General features: G+C 70.3%; 15 protein-coding genes and 1 tRNA gene. 11 read left to right on the top strand and 5 right to left on the bottom strand.

All coding sequences use genetic code 11. The features are described from left to right. Positions 1-56: 56 nt before the first annotated feature. Positions 57-2,891 (top strand): AfsR/SARP family transcriptional regulator, encoded by a 2,835-nt coding sequence (locus tag DMP23_RS42295; RefSeq protein WP_337824298.1) that lies wholly within the window; start codon positions 57-59, stop codon positions 2,889-2,891. Positions 2,892-2,937: 46 nt separating this feature from the next. Here the strand turns inward: DMP23_RS42295 and DMP23_RS42300 are convergent, their stop codons facing one another. Beyond that, positions 2,938-3,504: a YceI family protein gene (locus tag DMP23_RS42300; RefSeq protein ID WP_337824299.1), complete on the bottom strand. Its 567-nt coding sequence runs from the start codon at positions 3,502-3,504 to the stop codon at positions 2,938-2,940. Between the two features lie 19 nt (positions 3,505-3,523). Then, the gene (locus DMP23_RS42305; protein ID WP_037816916.1) at positions 3,524-3,853 is read right to left on the bottom strand and encodes a rhodanese-like domain-containing protein; all 330 of its coding nucleotides are present in this window, start codon (positions 3,851-3,853) and stop codon (positions 3,524-3,526) included. An 83-nt stretch (positions 3,854-3,936) separates the two neighbouring features. Here DMP23_RS42305 and DMP23_RS42310 point away from each other — a divergent pair, with 83 nt between their 5' ends. Beyond that, a complete protein-coding gene (locus DMP23_RS42310) occupies positions 3,937-4,392 on the top strand; it encodes a MarR family winged helix-turn-helix transcriptional regulator (protein ID WP_275291600.1) in 456 nt (151 codons plus the stop codon). Between the two features lie 111 nt (positions 4,393-4,503). On the opposite strand, the gene DMP23_RS42315 is transcribed toward DMP23_RS42310, so the two are convergent. Next, a tRNA-Arg gene (locus tag DMP23_RS42315) sits at positions 4,504-4,576 on the bottom strand. 104 nt (positions 4,577-4,680) lie between these two features. Between DMP23_RS42315 and DMP23_RS42320 the strand changes: the two genes are divergently transcribed. The 3 genes from DMP23_RS42320 to DMP23_RS42330 all read left to right on the top strand — a co-directional run bounded on the left by DMP23_RS42320 (position 4,681) and on the right by DMP23_RS42330 (position 7,470). Beyond that, a complete protein-coding gene (locus DMP23_RS42320) occupies positions 4,681-5,802 on the top strand; it encodes an epoxide hydrolase family protein (protein WP_337824300.1) in 1,122 nt (373 codons plus the stop codon). Positions 5,803-5,936: 134 nt separating this feature from the next. Further along, complete coding sequence (locus tag DMP23_RS42325; protein ID WP_337824301.1) at positions 5,937-6,863, top strand: cation diffusion facilitator family transporter; 927 nt, start codon at positions 5,937-5,939, stop codon at positions 6,861-6,863. A 10-nt stretch (positions 6,864-6,873) separates the two neighbouring features. Then, positions 6,874-7,470 carry a flavin reductase family protein gene (locus tag DMP23_RS42330; protein ID WP_037817393.1) on the top strand — a complete coding sequence of 199 codons (597 nt, stop codon included), beginning with the start codon at positions 6,874-6,876 and terminating at the stop codon, positions 7,468-7,470. A 45-nt stretch (positions 7,471-7,515) separates the two neighbouring features. Here DMP23_RS42330 and DMP23_RS42335 read toward each other — a convergent pair whose 3' ends face one another. Next, positions 7,516-8,166, bottom strand: a complete 651-nt coding sequence (locus DMP23_RS42335) for a DUF305 domain-containing protein (RefSeq protein ID WP_238608256.1) — start codon at positions 8,164-8,166, stop codon at positions 7,516-7,518. A 128-nt stretch (positions 8,167-8,294) separates the two neighbouring features. Then, the gene (locus DMP23_RS42340) at positions 8,295-9,134 is read right to left on the bottom strand and encodes a DUF3105 domain-containing protein (protein ID WP_037817394.1); all 840 of its coding nucleotides are present in this window, start codon (positions 9,132-9,134) and stop codon (positions 8,295-8,297) included. 203 nt (positions 9,135-9,337) lie between these two features. Between DMP23_RS42340 and argS the strand changes: the two genes are divergently transcribed. The 6 genes from argS (at position 9,338) to rho (ending at position 18,221) form a co-directional block, all read left to right on the top strand. Next, on the top strand, positions 9,338-11,002 hold the full coding sequence (argS, locus tag DMP23_RS42345) for an arginine--tRNA ligase (protein ID WP_134728208.1): 1,665 nt from the start codon (positions 9,338-9,340) through the stop codon (positions 11,000-11,002). Between the two features lie 3 nt (positions 11,003-11,005). Beyond that, positions 11,006-12,436, top strand: coding sequence for a diaminopimelate decarboxylase (gene lysA / locus DMP23_RS42350; protein WP_134667318.1), 1,431 nt, complete (start codon positions 11,006-11,008; stop codon positions 12,434-12,436). 12 nt (positions 12,437-12,448) lie between these two features. After that, positions 12,449-13,774, top strand: a complete 1,326-nt coding sequence (locus DMP23_RS42355) for a homoserine dehydrogenase (protein WP_275293018.1) — start codon at positions 12,449-12,451, stop codon at positions 13,772-13,774. Positions 13,775-13,856: 82 nt separating this feature from the next. Continuing rightward, positions 13,857-14,912, top strand: coding sequence for a threonine synthase (gene thrC / locus DMP23_RS42360; protein WP_337824302.1), 1,056 nt, complete (start codon positions 13,857-13,859; stop codon positions 14,910-14,912). Continuing rightward, a complete protein-coding gene (thrB, locus tag DMP23_RS42365) occupies positions 14,909-15,799 on the top strand; it encodes a homoserine kinase (protein ID WP_167754044.1) in 891 nt (296 codons plus the stop codon). The genes thrC and thrB overlap by 4 nt, the downstream gene beginning before the upstream one ends. 406 nt (positions 15,800-16,205) lie before the next feature. Further along, complete coding sequence (gene rho, locus DMP23_RS42370; RefSeq protein ID WP_337824303.1) at positions 16,206-18,221, top strand: transcription termination factor Rho; 2,016 nt, start codon at positions 16,206-16,208, stop codon at positions 18,219-18,221. Positions 18,222-18,264 lie beyond the last annotated feature (43 nt).

An 18,264-nucleotide genomic window follows, 5' to 3' on the forward strand; every position in this document is an offset into this window, starting at 1 on the left:
GACACCTGCGGGTAGCTCTCCTGGGGGACACCGGAGAGCTGCTTTAAACTCCCGGTATGTCGTCGGGCGCCGTGCGGACCGGCCGGGGAGGGGCGGAGCGCGAGCCCGGGTCCCGGCTGGAGTTCGCGGTGCTCGGGCCGGTCCGCGGCTGGTACGGCGGGCAGCCGCTGGAACTCGGGCCGGTGCTGCGAACGACGATGCTGGTCGCGCTCCTGCTGCGGCCGGACGTCACGGTCAGCCGCGCCGAACTGGTCGACCGGGTGTGGGGCGAGCATCCGCCGGAGAGCGACGGCGTGCCCGGCTACATCTACCAGCTGCGGAAATCCCTGGCCGCGGCCGGCGCGGACGCGAAATCCGTGCTCCGGACCGATCCAGGCGGGTACCGGTTTGCCGGGGCAGGCGTCGTAGTGGACGCAGTGCGGGTCGACGAGATCGCCGCCGGGGCCAAGAAAGCCGCCACGGCGGGCTCGCTCGCCGCGGCCGCCGACGGGTACGGGCAGGCGCTGGCGTTCTACGAGGGCGTTCCGCTGGCCGGACTGCCCGGCCCGTTCGCCGAACGGGAGCGAAGGCGGTTTGTCGAACGCCGAGTCGGGCTGGTCGAGGACCGGACGGACGCGTTGATCCGGCTCGGTGACTACGCGTCGGCGATCGGCGAGGTGACGGCGCTGCTCGCCGAGCATCCGGACCGCGAACCGCTGACCGGCCTGCTCATGCGGGCCCTTTACGGGGCCGGCCGGCAGAGCGACGCGCTCGACACCTGGCGCGAGTTCCGCGTCCGGATGCGCGACGAGCTGGGGCTGGAACCCAGCGAAGATCTGCGTCGCGTGCACGAGGCGGTGCTGCGCGGCGATGACGGAGCGCTCGGCGTCGCGGCGCGGCCAGCCACGGCGCCCAGGATCCGGGACGAGCTTCCGCACGACGTCGGGGAACTGTCCGGCCGCGACGACGAACTCGCCCGGCTCGTCGCGCCCGGAAGCGCAGTGTCCGCAGTGGACGGAGTGCCCGGGTCTGGGAAAACGGCGCTGGCGGTGCGCGCGGCCCAACTGCTGCGCGAGGAACATCCCGACGGCTGCCTGTTCGTCGCACTGCACGGGCACAGCACCAGCCGCGCTCCGCTCACGCCGGTGCGGGTGGTGCGCCGATTGCTGCGTTCGGCGGGTGTCAACGAGCAGAACATTCCGGACGACCTGGACGAATTGTCCGCGAACTGGCGAGCCGCCACCGCTCCGCTGCGCCTGGTTCTGGTGCTGGACGACGCGATCAGCGCCGAGCAGGTTCGCCCGCTGCTGCCCGGCGGAACCGGAAACCGGGTGCTGATCACCAGCCGTCGCCGACTGCCCGGTTTGGACGTTGAACGCCGGATTTCCCTGGGCCCCTTGACTTCCGACGCCGCCGCGGGCTTGCTAGGCCGGATCGTCGGCCCGGCGCGGGCGAGCCAGGAACGCGCGGCCGTGCGCGAACTGGCCAGCCTGTGCGGACGCCTTCCGCTCGCCCTGCGCATCGCTGGCGCCCGGCTGCAAAACCGTCCGATGTGGACCTTCCGCGACCTGGCGGACCGGCTTGCCGACGACACTGACCGGCTCGGCGAACTGACCGCTGAAGAACGCAGCGTCGAGGCCGCGTTCCGGCTTTCCTATGACCAGCTTCCGCCTAAAACTCAACGTGCCTTCCGCACTCTGGGCCGCGCGCCCGCACCTGAATTCGACGAACTCGTCCTCGCCGCGATGCTCGGCTGTCCCCGGCGCGAGGCGGAAAGCGTGCTCGAAGACTTGGTCGACGCGAACCTGGTGCAAGCGCCCGCCGCGGGCCGGTACCGGATGCACGACCTGGTCGCCGTCTACGCGCGCCGCCTCGCCGCGGACGAACCCGACGTCGCGAGCGGACTAGGTGTCTACCTGCACGCCTGCCGCGCCGCGAGCGAATGGGGCGAACCTGGTTTCCCCAGCGGCCCGGCACCCACTGACCCGCCTTTCGCAGGACTCGTCGACGCGTCGGCGTGGCTGGACCAAGCAGGCGACCTGGTGGAAGTCGTCTCGTCCGCAGTCGCCGCGGGCCATCCGGACTACGCGTGCTGGATTGCCGAGGGAGCCGTCGACTACCTCGTGCGCCGCATCCGGTACCGGGAATGTGTTGCCCTGCTGGAAGTTGCTCTGTCCGAAGTAGACAACGTGGCGGACCAGCGGATGAGGACAGCACTGCGATTCGGACTCGGCTGGGCATACCTCGGGCTGGGCGATCCCGTCCAGGCGAGGCAATGGTGCGAGGAAGGCCTGCGGATCAGCCGGGAAAACGGCGACCGGCGAGAAACCGCACGGGGCTTGTGCGGACTGGGAATGGTCACGATGTTCGCCGGACCGCTGGACGAAGCGGAACAAGTGCTGACCGACGCCCGGAGGCTGGCCGAAGAAGTGGCGGACAGCTGGTTAGTCGAACGAGCGGTCTCGGGCCTAGGGTACGTGCATTTCAAGCATGGCGAATACGAACGCTCGCTCGTCCGTTTCGCCGAATCGCGAGAAGTCGCGGTCGCAACGGGAAATCCGGCGATGCTGGGCCGGGCGTCCAGCCACATCGGCAGCGTCCGCCTGCATATGGGCCGCCCGGACGCGGCGGAACCCTTGCGCGAGGCAGTCGAATTGGCTGAGCGGCTCGACGACCGGTTGTTGCTGGTGAGTTCGCTTTCGCGGCTCGGTTCTGCGGAACAGGAATGGGGGAGCCTGGATCTCGCACTCTCGTATCATCTGCGGGCACTGAGCGCGTTGACCGACCAGATGTCCCCGTGGGCAGAGATCGAGGTCCGAAACCGGCTGGGGGCTTGTCACCAGGCGAGGGGCGAGGACGAGGCGGCGCGGGAGCAGTTTGCTCGCGCCGCGGTCCTCACTGAGGCGAACTGAGCGGCCGGGTTGGCGCGGCGGCCAACCCGGCCGGTCCACTGTCCACTCAGGAAGCGCGAATCGCCTCGATCTCAAGGACGAGTTCGATTTCCTTCGAGACCAGCAGGCCTCCCGATTCCAGCACCATGTTCCAGACCAGCCCCCAATCCTCGCGGTTGATTTTGCCGCGAGCGGAGAACACCGCGCGATCGTTCCCCCACGGATCGCGCGCGTGGCCGAGATACTCGACGGCGAGGGTGACCGGACGCGAGACGCCCTTGATGGTCAGGTCCCCGACCATGGTCGCCTCGGCGCCGGTCACGGTGACCGAGGTCGATGCGAACGTGGCCCGCGGATACTGTTCCACGTCAAAGAAATCGCCGGAACGCAGATGGTCGTCCCGGGTCTGATCTCCACTGTCCACAGTGGCCATTTCGATGACCGCGCGCACCGTGGTGTCCTCGATCTTCTCGCCGATTTCCACCGTGGCGTCCACCCCGGTGAACCGGCCGCGGACCTTGGTCAGCAGGAAATGTCTGCCCACGAAACCGACCTCGGCGTGCCCGGGGTCGACCTTCCAGGCCCCCGCGGCGGGAAGTTCCGTTCCGGCGACCACACGGGTTGCGTCTGTCATGTCGTTCCGTCCTTTGCTCTCAACGGCCGGATTCGGTCGGCAGCCCGGCCGCGATCCAGTCGGCTTTGCCCTCGTCGTAGTCGAAGACCTGGGTGTATCCGAGTTCCGCCAAGTGCTTCGCGACGGTGGCGGAGTTCTGGCAAGGGGAGTCGGCGCAGTAGACGATCACCGCGGAGTCCTTGTGCGGCAACAAGGTCGGCGCGAGTTGCTCGACGTCGTCGACCGGCAGGTTGAGCGCGCCGGGCAGATGCGCCTTCGCGTAGTAGTCGGCGGGCAGCGCCTCGACGACGATCGCCGATCCGGCGTCGATGTGCTTCTTGACCTCGTCGCGCGTGATGGGTTCGACCATCGGTGCCTCCTCAGGATTTAAGTGCGTACGCACGCACCTTACTCATTAAGTGCGCCCGCACGCAATGACCTACACTGGGAGGCGTGAGCGACCCGAAGATCGGCCTGGACGCGTGGCGGGCGATGCTGCTCGCGCACAGCGCCGCGGTGCGAGCCATCGAAACCGACGTGCAACGGGGCGGGACCGTGCCCCTGGCCTGGTACGACGTCCTGCTGGAACTGAACGCGGCGGGAAAGAAGGGGCTGCGGATGGCGGAGGTCGCCGAACGCGTGGTGCTGAGCCGGACGCGGGTGAGCAGGCTGGTCGACGAGATGGTCCGCGCCGAGTTGGTGACGAAGCGCCCGGAACCGGACGACCGCCGGGTCAGCTGGGCGGTGATCACCGACGAAGGCGTCCGCGCGCTGCGCAAGACCGCGCCGGTCTACCTGCAGAGCATCGAGCGGCATTTCTCGGCGCACCTCAGCGATGAGGAAGCCGCGGTGATCGGGAAGGCGCTGCTGCGGGTCGCCGAAAGCGGGAAACCTGGACGGCCGAGCTAGCGAAATAGCGGCCGGACACCATGGTGAGGGGAGTCCCTGCGGTTCAGGTGCCGCCTGACATCGGCCGAGAGAGGCCTGGCGTCAGAAACCGGAAAAGAAGTGAAGAAGATGTGCCCTCGGCAGGATTCGAACCTGCGACACCTGCCTCCGGAGGGCAGTGCTCTATCCCCTGAGCTACGAGGGCTCGCTTGCGCGACTGGACAGAGCCTAGCGCATGCCCCTTTCCGGCTGTGCACAGGAGGGGCTTAACGCGGTAGCGTCGGATCATCGACGCGGAGGGAGGCGGCGGTGGGCGCCGAGCCGTTCCAGGTCAGGGTGGCTGAGCAGGACATCGAGGACGTGCGGGCGCGGTTGCGGCGCACGAGGTGGCCGGAGGCGGAGACCGTCGGCGACTGGGCGCAGGGAGTGCCGCTCGGCTACGCCAAGGAGCTCTGCCGCAGCTGGGCCGAGGATTACGACTTCGGGTTCGCCGACCGGCTCAACGTCTTCCCGCAGTTCCGTCAGGAGGTCGACGGCCTCGGGATTCACTTCGTGCACCTCCGTTCGCCGGAGCCGGACGGGTTTCCGCTGGTGATCACGCACGGCTGGCCGGGGTCGGTGCTCGAATTCCTCGACATCCTCGGGCCGCTGACCGACCCGCGGGCGCACGGTGGCGATCCGGCGGACGCGTTTCATGTCGTCGCGCCTTCGTTGCCGGGGTACGGCTGGAGCGACAAGCCGAGCGAAACCGGTTGGGGCGTGCGGAAAATCGCGACCGCTTGGGATCAGCTGATGGTCTCGCTCGGCTACGACCGTTATGGCGCGCAGGGCGGCGACTGGGGTTCGGCGGTCTCGGGGGCGCTCGGCGAGGTGGCGCGGGAGCGGGTCGTGGGGGTGCACGTCAACATGGCGGCGGCTCCCCGGGGCGAGTTCGAGGACGAGACCGACGAGGAACGCGAAGGGGCGCAGGCCGCGGCGGAGTTCCGGCGCACCGGCCAGGGGTATTCGGGGCAGCAGGGCACGCGGCCGCAGACGCTGGGCTACGGACTGACCGACTCGCCGGCCGGACAGGCGGCCTGGATCGCCGAGAAGTTCTGGGCCTGGACCGACAACGACGGCCACCCGGAGGACGCGGTGACCCGGCAGCAGCTTCTCGACGCGATCTCGGCGTACTGGTTCACCGCGTCGGCGACGTCGTCCGCCCGGCTGTACTGGGAGAGCTACCGCAGCTTCGGCGATCTCGTCACGGCGCCGTCCGGCATCTCCGTCTACCCGCGCGACATCATCCGCCCGTCGCGGCGGCAGGCGGCGCTCAAGTACACCGATTTGCGCTGGTTCGAGCGACTGCCGCGCGGTGGGCACTTCGCCGCCATGGAACAACCGGCGTCGCTCGTCGAGCAGATTCGCGGGTTCTTCCGGCTCGTGCGCTGATCTTTCCCACCTCGCGGAACAGGGCTGGGGGAAACGCGTCACCAGGCGTTAGAGTGAAGTTAGGCTACCCTGTATTGCACATATGCGCATGTCACTATATATTCCTCTCGACACCGAATCTTGGGAGGCGAGCGATGGGACACGGACACGGGCACGGCCACGGGCACACCGCCGCTCCGGCGAGCGCGTCCGGCCGCTACGTCCGCGCGCTGCTGATCGCTCTCGCGGTCGGTGCCGGGTTCATGGTGCTGGAGTTCGCGGTCGGCTTCGCCACCGGTTCCCTCGCGCTGATCTCCGACGCCGCGCACATGTTCACCGACGTTCTCGGCGTCGGAATGGCGCTCGCCGCGATCGTGCTCGCCCGGCGCAGCGGGCCGACGCCCAGCCGCACGTTCGGCATGTACCGGGCGGAAGTCCTTGCCGCCCTGGCGAATGCGGTCCTGTTGTTCGGTGTCGCCGGGTATGTGGCGGTCGAGGCGATCGGCCGGATCACCGACCCGCCGGAGGTGCCTGGCCTGCCGGTGCTGCTCGCCGCGGCCGCGGGTCTGGTCGCCAACATCGTGTCGTTCCTGGTGCTGCGCTCGGGCGCGAAGGAGAGCCTGAACGTCCGCGGCGCGTACCTCGAGGTGCTGGCTGACCTCATCGGCTCGGTCGGCGTGCTGCTCAGCGGCGCGATCACGCTCACCACCGGCTGGCGTTACGCCGACCCGATCATCGGTGTCGCGATCGGCCTGTTCGTGCTGCCGCGCACCTGGACGCTTGCCCGCCGCGCGCTGCGGATCCTGTTCCAGCACGCGCCGGCCGGCGTGGACGTCGGCGAGATCAGCACCGAACTCGCCGCGCTGCCGGGTGTCGCGGACGTGCACGACCTGCACGTGTGGACGCTGACCTCGGGCATGGAGGTCGCGTCGGCGCACCTGACGGTGAAGGCCGACGCCGAACAGTCCACTGTGCTCACCAAGGCGCAGGACCTGCTCTCGGTCCGCTACGAGATCAAACACGCGACGCTGCAAGTCGAGGGACCGCAATGCGCCCGCCGGTGCACGGAGCTGTCCTGGTAGACCGGGGGCTATGCGCAAGGACTTCGACCCCGCACAGCTGGCCCCGAACGCGTTCTACCACCTGATGACCGCGACCGTCGTGCCGCGGCCCATCGCCTGGGTCTCGAGCGTTTCCCGCGACGGAGTGGACAACCTCGCGCCGCATTCGTTCTTCACCGTCGCCTCGGCCGCGCCCGCGGTCCTGCAGTTCACCTCGGTCGGCCGGAAAGACACCCTGCGCAACGTCGAGGCGACCCGCCAGTTCGTGGTCAACCTCGCGCCCGAGCCGCTGTTCGAGCAGATCAACGCCACCGGCGCGGATTTCCCGCCCGAGCTGAGCGAATTCGACGAGGCCGGGCTGACCCGCGAGCCGAGCCTCAAGGTCCGCCCGCCGCGGGTCGCGGAATCACCGGTGGCGTTCGAATGCGAACTGCACAGCACGGTCGGTTTCGGCCGCTCGACGGTGGTGTTCGGCCGGGTCGTGCACCTCGCGGTCAACGAGGACGTCCTCGACGGCGACCACCCGCTGATCGAGCGCCTGCGGCCGCTGTCCCGGCTGGGGCGCGACGAGTGGGGAACGCTGGGCGACATCAAGGAACTGGCGCGGCCCACCTACAAAAACTCGTGAGCGCCCGTCCCGGTCAGAACCGCGACAGGCGCTCACGAGCGGAGGTCAGGAGAAGGGCAGCGGCTGCGCGCCCCGCCCCTTCAGCATGAGCTTCATCTGGTCCATTTCCGCGCCCTGCGACACCAGCATGCTGCGGCACAACGCCTTCACCGCGTCGTTGGACGTGTGGTCCTGCGCGTACTCGGCCATCGCGACGCCGCCCTGGTGATGCCGCAGCATCAGCTGCAGGAACTCGACGTCCAGCGCGCGGCCGGACAGCGAGCGCAGTTTCGCGAGGTCCGCGTCGGTGGCCATGCCCGGCATCGGCGCGCCGCCGGCCGGGCTGCTGGTCGGCATCTGCATGCCCGCGTGGCCCATCGGCTCGGTCATCCACGTCATGTACGCGCCGGTCGCCTGCTCGGGCTGGTCCCACAGCATGAGCCAGCCCTTCATCCGCCCGACCTGCTCGGTCTGCGTGCGCTCGATGTCGAACGCGAGCTGGCGGATCTCCGGGTCGGTCGAGTGGTCGCGCGCCCAGCCGGCCATGGTGACCGCCTGCAGGTGGTGCACCGACATGTCCTGGGCGAACCCGACCTCGACCGAACCCGCGCCCGGCGTCGCGGGCACCGCGTCGCTGCCGTCGGTGAGCCGCGTCGCGAAGACCCCGATCGCGGCCCCGACCAGCAGCACCGCGATCAGCGTCCCGCCGATGACCACCCACCGCGACCAGCCCGTCCGTTCCGCCGGAGCGGACTCCTCGGCGAAGTCGGCGGAGGGGGAGGCGGAGCGGGCGGTTTCGACGCCGCCCGTCTCGGCCTGGTCAGCGTGGTTTTCGGAGCCCACGGTCACTGCCCGGCCGGCGGCGTCCCCGGCATGCCCGGCTGCTGCTCGGTCTGGGCCCCGGTGCTGCCCTTGTAGTCCATCGGCTTCGCGTCCTTGCCCGGCTTGCTCGGGTCGAACTTCGGCGGGTTGCTCGGGTCGAACATGCCCTTGCCGAGCGCGTCGCACGAGGCGCCGATCTCCGGGTACACGCCGTTCGGGTTGGTCCGCAGCGCGGCGATGAACTGGTCGATGCGCGGGTCGTCGGCGCTGTCCAGCTTCAGCTGGTGGCCCCACGACTGCAGCGAGATCGGCTTGTCCAGGCCCGGGTACGGCGACATCATCATGTACGGCTTGCCCTTGACCCGCGCCTCGAGCAGCGGGATCTGGTCGCCCTTCACCTTGTCCGGGTTGTAGGCGATCCACACCGTGCCGTGCTCGAGCGAGTGCACCATGTTCTCGTTGCGCACCGCTTCCGGGTACACGACGCCGGTGCAGGTGGCCCAGTAGCCGTCGTGCGGGCCGCCGAACGGCGGGCTCTGGTCGTAGGCCACCCGTTCGGTGGGCAGGATGTGCACCGATCCGGTGTATTGCTTGATGACGACGCCGGGGATCTTCTTCGACGGGTCCGGATTGCTCGCGGTCGGCGCGAAGGAGGCGGCCGCCTCGTCCCGGGCGGCCTGGTCGCGCTTGGGCGCGGAGGCCTGCAGGTAGTAGACGATGACGCCGGCCAGCAGGGCGACCACCACGACGACGCCGATGATGGTGCCCCAGGGCGTGCGCTTGCCCGCGACGACCGAGCGGTTCTTCGCCGCCTTCACCGCGGACGCGCCGGAGCCCTTCTTCTTGGTGGTCCCGTTGGCCATGATTGCCGAGATCTCCTCGTGAGAGCGGGGGAGGGAGCCGGACGGAACCCTGCCGGTAGCCCAGTGTAGAGACCGGGCGTTCGATCACCGTGAACGCCCGCGAGGCGCCCCGGCGAGCGGAACATCCGCCTCCGGTGTGCCCGCCGTCTCGCCAGCCTGTACCGCCGGAGGCGCGCGGCGCGAGCGCACCTAGAATTCGGCGAGTGACTCCCGCCGCTCTCGCCGATCTGGTCCGCAGCTCCGCCGAGCAGGTCCTCGCCGCACGCGGCGTCGACGCCGCCGTGCTGCCGGAGACCGTGACCATCGAACGCCCGCGCAACCCGGACCACGGAGACTACGCGACCAACCTCGCGCTGCAGGTGGCCAAGAAGGCGGGACTGAAGCCGCGCGAGTTCGCCGACGCGCTCGCGGAGGTCGTCGCGGGGGCGGACGGCGTGGCCGCGGCCGAGGTCGCCGGACCGGGCTTCCTGAACTTCCGGCTCGCCGCGGACGCGCAGGGCGAGGTCGTGCGCCAGGTGCTGGCCGCGGGCGCGGGGTACGGCCGCGGCGACGCGCTGGCCGGGCGCCGGATCAACCTGGAATTCGTCTCCGCGAACCCGACCGGCCCGATTCACCTCGGCGGGACGCGCTGGGCCGCGGTCGGCGACGCGCTGGGCCGGGTGCTGGACGCGCAGGGCGCGGACGTGATCCGCGAGTACTACTTCAACGACGCCGGCGCGCAGATCGACCGTTTCGTGCGTTCGCTGATCGCCGCCGCGAAGGGCGAGCCCGCGCCGGAGGACGGCTACGCGGGCGGCTACATCAGCGACATCGCGGCCGAGGTGCTCAAGGCCGAGCCGAGCGCGCTGAGCCTGCCCGAGGACGAGCGGAACGAGACGTTCCGGCGCATCGGCATCGACCTGATGTTCAGCCAGATCAAGCAGAGCCTGCACGAGTTCGGCACCGATTTCGACGTCTACTTCCACGAGAACTCGCTGCACGAGTCCGGCGCGGTCGGCGCGGCCGTGCAGGAGCTCAAGGACTCCGGCAACCTCTACCTCGCCGACGGCGCCTGGTGGCTCCGCTCCAGCGAGTACGGCGACGACAAGGACCGGGTCGTCCTCAAGAAGGACGGCAACCCGGCCTACATCGCGGGCGACCTGGCCTACTTCAAGGACAAGCGCAACCGCGGCGCCGACCTGTGCATCTACATGCTCGGCGCGGACCACCACGGCTACATCGCCCGGCTCAAGGCCGCCGCGGCGGCGTTCGGCGACGACCCGGCGACGGTCGAGGTGCTGATCGGCCAGATGGTGAACCTGGTCAGCGACGGCAAGCCGGTGCGGATGTCCAAGCGCGCGGGCACCGTGATCACGCTCGAGGACCTCGTGGAGGCGGTCGGCGTCGACCCGGCCCGCTACGAGCTGATCCGCTACTCCGTCGATTCCTCCTTGGACATCGATTTGGACTTGCTGCGCAAGCATTCCAACGACAACCCGGTCTACTACGTGCAGTACGCGCACGCCCGGCTGTCGTCGCTGCGGCGCGGCGCGGCGGACCTCGGCCTGAAGGTCGGCGAGTCCGGCGAGGACGTCGATTTCGGACTGCTCACCCTGCCTGCTGAAGGCGACCTGATCCGCACCATCGGCGAATTCCCCGCCGTGGTGCGCCGGGCGGCGGAGATGCGCGAACCGCATCGCGTGGCCCGCTACCTCGAGGAACTGGCCGGCGCGTACCACAAGTTCTACACCGTGGGCCGGGTCCTCCCGCAGGGCGACGAGGAGGCCACTCCCCTCACGTACGCCCGGCTCGCTCTGTGCGAAGCCGCGCGCCAGGTCCTGGCGAACGGCTTGTCGCTGCTCGGTGTCTCCGCTCCGGAACGGATGTAAACCATGGCGCACCCCGCGGGCCCCCGCCACGCCGACGTCTACCCCCATGCCGACGCCTCCGGGTTCCCGCCCGCGAGTGCGGGCGAACTCGACCAGCTGCCCGCGAAAGTGTGGCCGCGCAACGTTTACCGCGCCGCGGACGGCGTCGTCCGGATCGCCGGCGTCGACGTGCGCGACCTCGCGCAGACCTACGGCACGCCGCTGTTCGTGGTCGACGAGGCGGACTTCAAGTCCCGCTGCGCCGACTACGCCGAGGCGTTCGACGACCCGGCGCTCGTGCACTACGCGTCGAAGGCGTTCCTGTCCGTCGAGGTCGCCCGGTGGGTGGCCGAACAGGGACTGAGCCTCGACGTCTGCAGCGGCGGCGAACTGGCCGTCGCGCAGCGCGCGAACTTCCCGGTGGAGCGGATCACGTTCCACGGCAACAACAAATCGGTCGCCGAACTGGACGCGGCGGTCGAGGCAGGCGTCGGCACCGTCGTGGTCGACTCGTACTACGAGATCGCCCGGCTCGCCGAAATCGCCGCCGCGCACGGGATCGAGCAGAAGGTGCTCGTCCGGGTGACGGTCGGCGTCGAGGCGCACACGCACGAATTCATCGCGACCGCGCACGAGGACCAGAAATTCGGCTTCTCGCTGGCTTCCGGCGATGCCGCCGAGGCGGTCCGCCGGGTGCTGAACGCGCCGTCGCTCAAGCTGGTCGGCCTGCACAGCCACATCGGTTCGCAGATCTTCGACGCCGACGGTTTCGAGGTCGCCGCGCGCCGCGTCGTCGGGCTGCTCGCGGACCTGGCCAAGGAGCACGGCCGGGATCTGCTCGAGCAGATGAACGTCGTCGACCTCGGCGGCGGTTTCGGCATCGCCTACACCGAAAAGGACAACCCGCCGCCGCCCTCGCAGATGATCACGCAGATCCGCGAGATCGTCCGCAAGGAATGCGCGTACGCGGAGCTTCCGGTGCCGCGCATCGCGGGCGAACCCGGCCGCGCGATCGCCGGTCCGGGCACGTTCACCCTGTACGAGGTGGGCACGATCAAGGACGTCGCGCTCGGCGACGAGACCGCCCGCCGGTACGTCAGCGTCGACGGCGGGATGAGCGACAACATCCGCACGGCGCTCTACGACGCGGTGTACGACTGCCGGGTGGTTTCGCGCTCCGCCTCCGACGGAAACGAGCCGGTGACCCCGGCGTTGTCTCGCGTGGTGGGAAAACACTGTGAGTCCGGCGACATCGTCGTCCGAGACTGCTGGCTGCCAGACACGCTGGCTCCCGGCGACCTGCTGGCCGTCGCGGCGACCGGCGCCTACTGCTACGCGATGGCCAGTGGTTACAACCGGCTGCCGCGGCCCGCGGTGGTCGCCGTGCGCAACGGCGCCGCCCGGCTGCTGCTGCGCAGGGAGACGACGGACGACATGCTGCGCCTGGAGGTTTGAGAAGTGTCCACTGTGTCTCCGAAAGGCCTGTCTCCCACGGATCGGTCACCCATCCGGGTAGCGATGCTCGGCTGCGGCACGGTCGGCAGCGAGGTCGCGCGGCTGCTCACCGAACAGGCCGGCGAGCTGGCGGCCCGCGCGGGCGCGCCGGTGGAACTGGTCGGCATCGCGGTGCGGCGTCCGGACAAGCACCCGGAACTGCCCGCCGAACTGCTGACTGACGACGCTGCGGCGCTCGTGGCCCGCGACGACGTCGACGTCGTGGTCGAGCTGGTCGGCGGGATCGACCCGGTGCGCAGCTGGCTGCTCACCGCGCTGAACGCGGGCAAGTCCGTGGTCACCGCCAACAAGGCGCTGCTCGCCGAGTGTTCGGCCGAGCTGTTCGAGGCGGCCGACGCCAGCGGTGCGGACCTCTACTTCGAGGCCGCCGTCGCCGGGGCCATCCCGCTGCTGCGCCCGCTGCGCGAATCGCTGGCAGGCGACCGGATCACCCGCGTGATGGGGATCGTCAACGGCACCACCAACTACATCCTCTCCGCGATGGACGCCACCGGCGCGGGCTACGCCGAAACGCTCGACGAGGCGAGCCGGCTCGGGTACGCGGAAGCGGACCCGACGGCGGACGTCGACGGCTACGACGCCGCGTCGAAGGCCGCGATCCTTGCCTCGCTGGCGTTCCACTCGCGGGTCACCGCGAAAGACGTGCACCGCGAAGGCATCGCGGACGTCACGGCCTCCGATCTGGCCGCCGCGCGCACGCTCGGCCGCACGGTGAAGCTGCTGGCGATCTGCGAACGCGTGACCGCGGACGACGGCACGGAATCGGTGTCCGCCCGCGTGCATCCGGTGATGATTCCGCGCAGCCACCAGCTGGCCGGCGTCGGCGGCGCGTTCAACGCGGTCTACGTCGAGGCGGACGCGGCCGGCGAGTTGATGTTCTACGGCCAGGGCGCCGGCGGGGCGCCGACCGCCAGCGCGGTGCTCGGCGACCTCGTCGCGGTGGCGCGCAATCAGGTGCACGGCGGCCGCGGCCCGCGCGAATCGGCGCACGCCGCGCTGCCGGTGCGGCCGATGGGCCAGACGCCGACGCGCTACCACGTGAGCCTCGACGTCGCGGACCGCGCGGGCGTGCTCGCCCAGGTGGCGCAAGCGTTCGCCGCGCACGGCGTGAGCATCGCCGCGGTGCGCCAGCGCGACGCGAACGACACGGCGAGCCTCGTCGTGGTCACTCATCTCGCACCCGACGCGGCTTTGCAGTCCACTGTGGACGAAATCGCGAAACTCGATGTGGTGCACGAGGTTGTCAGCGTGATGCGGGTGGAAGGCGAAGACGCATGAGCGCAGCTTGCAAGCGAATCATGGATATTCATGCTTCCGCCTCCCCGATGAGCATGGTGAAACTCCGAATCGAGGCGGCAGCATGAGTGGTTGGCCGGGAATCATTGAGGCGTATCGCGACCGGATTCCGGTCCCGGACGGAGCGCGGGTGGTCACGCTCGGCGAAGGAAACACGCCGCTGCTGCCCGCCGCGCACCTGTCGGAGCTGACCGGCGCCGAGGTGTACATGAAGGTCGAGGGCGCGAACCCGACCGGCTCGTTCAAGGACCGCGGGATGACCGTGGCGATCACGCACGCGCTGGCGAGCGGCCTGAAAGCGGTGATCTGCGCGTCCACCGGCAACACCTCCGCGTCGGCCGCCGCGTACGCCGCGCGGGCCGGGCTCACCTGTGCGGTGCTGGTGCCCCAGGGCAAGATCGCGATGGGCAAGCTCGCCCAGGCGGTGCTGCACGGCGCGCGGATCCTCCAGGTCGACGGCAACTTCGACGACTGCCTCGAACTCGCCCGCAAGACCGCGGCGGACTACCCGGTCACGCTGGTCAACTCGGTCAACCCGGTGCGCATCGCGGGGCAGAAGACCGCCGCGTTCGAGATCTGCGACGTGCTCGGCGAGGCCCCGGACGTGCACTGCCTCCCGGTCGGCAACGCGGGCAACATCACCGCGTACTGGAAGGGCTATTCGGAGTACGCGGCGGACGGTGTGGTCAAGAACACCCCGCGGATGTTCGGTTTCCAGGCCGCAGGCGCCGCGCCGCTGGTACACGGCGAACCGGTCGCCGACCCGGACACCATCGCGACCGCGATCCGCATCGGCAGCCCGGCTTCGTGGGACGGCGCGGTGCACGCGCGCGCCGAATCGAACGGGCTGTTCGACGCGATCACCGACGAGAAGATCCTTGAGGCGTACCGGCTGCTGGCCCGTCGCGAGGGCGTTTTCGTGGAGCCGGCGTCCGCGACGAGCGTGGCGGGCCTGCTGGCCACCGCGGCGGACGGACGGCTGCCGAAGGGCTCGAAGGTGGTCTGCACCGTCACCGGGCACGGCCTGAAGGACCCGGCGACGGCGTTGGAGGGCAACGTCGAGGTGGAACCGCTCGCGGTCGACCCGACGGCCGTCGCGGCGGCGCTGGACCTGCGATGACGGCGCTGCCCGCGTTCCGCGCGACGGTCCCGGCGTCGACGGCGAACCTCGGCCCGGGATTCGACGCGCTCGGCCTCGCGCTCGCCCGTTACGACGTGGTCGACCTGCAGGTCACCGAGGGCGGCTTGAAGATCGAGGTGCTCGACGCGGGAGCGGGCGGCGTCGAGGACGTGCCGACCGACGAATCCCATCTGGTGGTCCGCGCGCTGCGGCGAGCCTGCGAACACCTCGACGTGCGGCCGCCCGGCCTGCATCTCCGTTGCCACAACAGCATTCCGCACGCGCGCGGCCTCGGGTCGTCGGCCGCCGCGGTGGTGACCGGCGTGGCGCTGGGCTACGCGCTGGCGGAGCGTCCGCTCGACGCCGACGCGCTCCAGCTCGCGGCCGAGTTCGAGGGCCACGCGGACAACGCGGCGGCGAGCCTGTTCGGCGGGCTCGTGGTGGCGTGGGCGGAGGACGGCCGGTTCCGTGCCGAACGCGTGGAGCCGAACGCGGCGATCCGGCCGGTAGTCGCGGTGCCGGGGGAGAAGTCGTCCACCAACACGACGCGCGGGCTGCTGCCGGCGCAGGTGCCGCACGCCGACGCGGCGCACAGCGCGGGACGGGCGGCGCTCGCGGTGCTGGCCGTCACCGAACGGCCCGAACTGCTGCTGGCCGCCACCGAGGACCGGCTGCACCAGGATTACCGCGCCGAGGCGTACCCGGCGAGCACGGAATTGGTGCGCACGCTGCGTGCGCAAGGCGTTCCCGCGACCATTTCCGGCGCCGGCCCCACTGTGCTCGCTCTCACGCTGACGGGAATACTCCCGGCGGGCGTGGACGTTACAGGCTTCGACGTCGCCGAATTGCCCGTGGACCGCGATGGCGTGCAGGTTGTGGCCAGGTGACGACCTGGTCACAGGCTGGACGGCAGCGTGCGCCACGCGGGGGGTGGTTGTTGCACCCGGACAGGGCGCGGTCTACCCTCAGGGGCGTTCGATCACCGTGCGTTTCCGCACCCGATGCCGGGCCTGTTCGCCCCTAGCGGCGGCTCCGGTCCGCATCCTTCGTCGATCCGCCGATTCCGCACCGCCCGGCACGCGGGAGGCGGAGGGACGCAGGCGGGTTTCCGGTTCCGGCGGTGCCGAATTCCGCTTTCTCCGTCCGGAGGGGGCAAACACCCTGTGCTGGCGGCGCTTCGCTGTGTCTCGCACGGCTGGGCGCGAGCCGTCCGCATCGGAGGCAGAAGCCGTCTCGCTACCGGCGGCAGTCCGCTGATCCACCTGGAACGTGGATCGGTCAGGAAGGACATGTGTGAGCAACACCGATCTGTTGAGCGGCGACGTGGAGACCCCCGCCGCGGCCGCTGAGACCAATGGGGCCGCGGCCGCTCCGAAGCGCCGCACCGGGGGCCTGTCCGGAATGGTCATCGCCGAGCTCCGCCAGCTGGCGGGCGAACTGGGTGTGGGCGAGACCACCGGCATGCGCAAGGGGGACCTGATCGCCGCGATCCGCGAGCGCCAGGGCAAGAGCAAGAAGCGCACCGCCGCGGCCGACACGCTGCCGCTCGAAGGCGTCGGCGAGCCTGCCAAGGCGGAGAAGGCCGAGAAGCCCGCCCGCCGGGCCAAGGCCGACGCGCCGAAGGCGGACGCGGCTGCCAAGACCGAGGCGCCCAAGGCGGAGCCGGTCCAGGCGGAGGCTCCCAAGGCCGAGGCCCCGAAGGCGGAGACCGCGCAGGACGGCAAGCCCGCCGCGCAGGAGCGCCCGGAGCGCCACGACCGTTCCGAGGGCCAGTCCGACGGCCAGTCCGAGGAAGGCGGCCGCAACCGCCGCCGCCGCGGCGGCGCGAACCGGGGCGACGGCCAGCGCGACCAGCGCGGCGACCGCCAGGGCGGCAACCGCGACAACAACCGCGACAACCGCGACAACCGGGACAACGGCCGCGACAACCGCGACAACAACCGCGACGGCAACCGGGACAACCGCGGCGGCCAGGACAACCGTCAGGACCGCCAGGACAACCGGCAGCGGAACCAGCAGGACAACCGCGACAACCGGAACAACGGCCCGCAGGACGACGACGAGGAAGGCGGCCGCCGCGGGCGCCGCTTCCGCGACCGCCGCCGCCGGGGCAGCGGGGGCGGCCAGCGCGAGGGCGGCGCTCCCGACACCGAAATCCGCGAGGACGACGTCCTGCTGCCGGTCGCCGGCATCCTGGACGTGCTCGACAACTACGCGTTCGTGCGCACCTCGGGCTACCTGGCCGGGCCGAACGACGTGTACGTGTCGCTGTCGCTGGTCCGCAAGTTCGGCCTGCGCCGCGGCGACGCGATCACCGGTGTCGTGCGCCAGCCGCGCGAGGGCGAGCAGCAGCGGCAGAAGTTCAACCCGCTGGTGCGCGTCGACTCGATCAACGGCCTGGAGCCGGACGAGGCCAAGCGCCGTCCCGACTTCACCAAGCTGACCCCGCTGTACCCGAACGAGCGGCTGCGCCTCGAGACCGAGCCGCACAAGCTCACGACCCGCGTGATCGACCTGATCATGCCGGTCGGCAAGGGCCAGCGTGCGCTGATCGTGTCCCCGCCGAAGGCCGGCAAGACCACGATCATGCAGGACATCGCGAACGCGATCACGACCAACAACCCTGAGGCCCACCTCATGGTCGTGCTGGTCGACGAGCGTCCGGAAGAGGTCACCGACATGCAGCGGTCGGTGAAGGGCGAGGTCATCGCCTCCACCTTCGACCGCCCGCCGTCCGACCACACCTCGGTCGCCGAGCTGTCCATCGAACGGGCCAAGCGCCTGGTCGAAATGGGCCACGACGTGGTCGTCCTGCTCGACTCGATCACCCGTCTCGGCCGCGCGTACAACCTGGCCGCGCCCGCGTCCGGCCGGATCCTGTCCGGTGGTGTCGACTCGACCGCGCTGTACCCGCCGAAGCGTTTCCTCGGCGCCGCGCGCAACATCGAGAACGGCGGCTCGCTCACCATCTTCGCGACCGCGATGGTGGAGACCGGGTCCACGATGGACACGGTGATCTTCGAGGAGTTCAAGGGCACCGGCAACGCGGAGCTCAAGCTCGACCGCAAGATCTCCGAGCGCCGCGTGTTCCCGGCGGTGGACGTCAACCCGTCCGGCACCCGCAAGGAAGAGCTGCTGCTCTCGCCGGACGAGCTGGCCGTCACGCACAAGCTGCACCGCGTGCTGCACGCGCTGGACTCGCAGCAGGCCATCGACCTGCTGATCTCGCGGCTGCGCAAGACGAAGACCAACATCGAATTCCTGATGCAGGTCTCGAAGACCGCCCTCGGCGGCGGAGACGACGACTGAGTTCCCGCTTCACGCACCACGGCCCGCCCCCATCGCTTCCGGG

The organism is Amycolatopsis sp. A1MSW2902 (assembly GCF_017312175.1).
In the GTDB taxonomy this organism is placed as follows: domain Bacteria; phylum Actinomycetota; class Actinomycetes; order Mycobacteriales; family Pseudonocardiaceae; genus Amycolatopsis; species Amycolatopsis nivea.

Coding starts and splice junctions, on each gene's coding strand:
- thrC (WP_337824302.1), top strand. CDS start 13,857: ATGAGTGGTTGGCCGGGAATCATTGAGGCGTATCGCGACCGGATTCCG.
- DMP23_RS42305 (WP_037816916.1), bottom strand. CDS start 3,853: ATGGTCGAACCCATCACGCGCGACGAGGTCAAGAAGCACATCGACGCC.
- lysA (WP_134667318.1), top strand. CDS start 11,006: ATGGCGCACCCCGCGGGCCCCCGCCACGCCGACGTCTACCCCCATGCC.
- DMP23_RS42300 (WP_337824299.1), bottom strand. CDS start 3,504: ATGACAGACGCAACCCGTGTGGTCGCCGGAACGGAACTTCCCGCCGCG.
- DMP23_RS42325 (WP_337824301.1), top strand. CDS start 5,937: ATGGGACACGGACACGGGCACGGCCACGGGCACACCGCCGCTCCGGCG.
- thrB (WP_167754044.1), top strand. CDS start 14,909: ATGACGGCGCTGCCCGCGTTCCGCGCGACGGTCCCGGCGTCGACGGCG.
- DMP23_RS42330 (WP_037817393.1), top strand. CDS start 6,874: ATGCGCAAGGACTTCGACCCCGCACAGCTGGCCCCGAACGCGTTCTAC.
- DMP23_RS42340 (WP_037817394.1), bottom strand. CDS start 9,134: ATGGCCAACGGGACCACCAAGAAGAAGGGCTCCGGCGCGTCCGCGGTG.
- DMP23_RS42295 (WP_337824298.1), top strand. CDS start 57: ATGTCGTCGGGCGCCGTGCGGACCGGCCGGGGAGGGGCGGAGCGCGAG.